Source organism: Polynucleobacter sp. 39-46-10 (assembly GCF_002282275.1).
In genome coordinates, this window is the sequence record NZ_NCJB01000416.1 from 1 (window position 1) to 1794 (window position 1794).

The following is a 1794-nucleotide window of genomic DNA, read 5'->3' on the forward strand; positions in this document are numbered from 1 at the left end:
AGCAAGTTGCGGGTAAAGGCTGGTGCTCTGCTTACGCTAAGAAGGCTTAATGCTGCACTTGCGTTAATGTGATTGAAAGGCTGCTTCGGCAGCTTTTTTGTTGCCCAGATAAATTAGGCGCTAGCTTGGGAGAATGCTCTTAATTTCTCAATACTGGGAATTTGAATGCTGAGGCGAGTGACATTAGAAATGATTCCTTGATCAGCCATAGAGGCAAGCGCCCTACTGATAGTCTCAAATTTCACATCCATCATCAAACCCATATCTTCACGCTTAAATAAAGGTGCGACAGCCATACCCCCTGAAACCTTAGCAATTCTGAGGAAGAAGCGAGCGAGACGTACCTCAATACGACCCGTATTAATTTCAGAGAACCATGACTCAGATTGCGCAAGAGCTTCACCCCACTTCTTAACAATCTGACGATGTAATCGTGGCGATTCTTCGCCTAGAGAGGAGATGATTTTTTTCGGAATACGACAGAGATGAATATTAGATAGCGCAGCAGCTGAATGTGAATAGCTATCACCAAGTAAAGCCTCCATCCCAAATAAATCACCTGGTACCACCAGTCGCACAATTCTTCCAGATCCATCCGAATTAATATGAAGCAACTTGATATATCCATCTCTCAAGGTATATAAGTAATCAGCGACATCACCTTGAGTGTAAATTCCAGAGTGCGCCTCAAATCGCAGGTCATCAATTGGCTCATGTATCTTGGAAAAGTCATCTTCATTTAATTCGGCAAAGAGCGCAGAGCTTCTAATGGAGCAAGAATTGCAGTCGCTATTGCCCTGCCAAGCGCTTTTAATATCGATGGTTTTCATATGATCTTTTTAGCAACCATGCCGAGCAAGGCTGACATGCCAGTATGTCTTGCACCCTCAGATAATTTTTTTTCATAGCACTGAAGGTCAAGAATCTCAAACCCCTGACTGAGTTCGCGAATCATTTCTTCAGTGTATAGATGCTCAATCAGCGATGGCCCACCAGTTTTATATTCCAACTGCTTTGGGGTATAACCCTGCAATATATAAAGGCCACCTGGTTTAAGGGTCTGATGCACTTGCTTAAAAATTCTAGCCCGCATTTCAGGATCGGCAAACTGAATAAATATGCCAACAACTGCATCATAAGAATTGGTCTGCCATTTAAAGCCATCGGCATCACAAAGACTGTATTGAATGTTCACTTTATTCTCAGCAGCAAACTGATTTGCTTTAGTAAGGGCAATGTCAGAAACTTCAAAACCAGTAACACTCATGCCCTGCTTAGCAAGCCAAACACCATTACGCCCTTCTCCATCCGCAATACAAAGAACGGAAGATTTGGGCTTTAGATATTGAGATGCTTGATCAACCAGATATTCATTTGGCTCTTTGCCAAAGATAAATTCTTCTTTATTAAAACGTTCATTCCAGAACTGGGTTGCATCTGCAAAGCTCATTAATCCCCCAGTCTTAGACACATTCAATCTGCAATTACTTCTTCAATCCACCAATGAGGTCATTCTTTAGGTCGACCACATTCTCTAGGCCAACAGCAATACGAACTAGGCCATCTGTAATGCCGGCGGCCTTACGAGCTTCAGGACTTACGCGGCAGTGTGTCGTCGTTGCAGGATGGGTAATCGTTGTACGCGTGTCGCCCAAGTTTGCAGTTATAGAGCAAAGCTTAGTTTGATTAATCAGCTTGAATGCAGCTTTCTTGCCACCCTTTAGGGTGAAAGACAGTATGGCACCGCCCGCTTTCTGTTGACGCTTAGCCAGAACATGCTGAGGGTGAGACTTC

At 43.6% G+C, this 1794-nt stretch carries 3 protein-coding genes; all 3 read right to left on the bottom strand.

Annotated features, from left to right (window positions below):
- Nucleotides 1-113: 113 nt before the first annotated feature.
- On the bottom strand, nt 114-830 hold the full coding sequence (locus B7X71_RS16300; RefSeq protein WP_293597286.1) for a Crp/Fnr family transcriptional regulator: 717 nt from the start codon (nt 828-830) through the stop codon (nt 114-116).
- On the bottom strand, nt 827-1450 hold the full coding sequence (locus B7X71_RS16305; RefSeq protein WP_293597287.1) for a class I SAM-dependent methyltransferase: 624 nt from the start codon (nt 1448-1450) through the stop codon (nt 827-829). The genes B7X71_RS16300 and B7X71_RS16305 overlap by 4 nt, the downstream gene beginning before the upstream one ends.
- Before the next feature lie 34 nt (nt 1451-1484).
- The coding region (locus tag B7X71_RS16310) for a PLP-dependent transferase (protein WP_293601503.1) at nt 1485-1794 on the bottom strand (310 nt) is incomplete at its 5' end.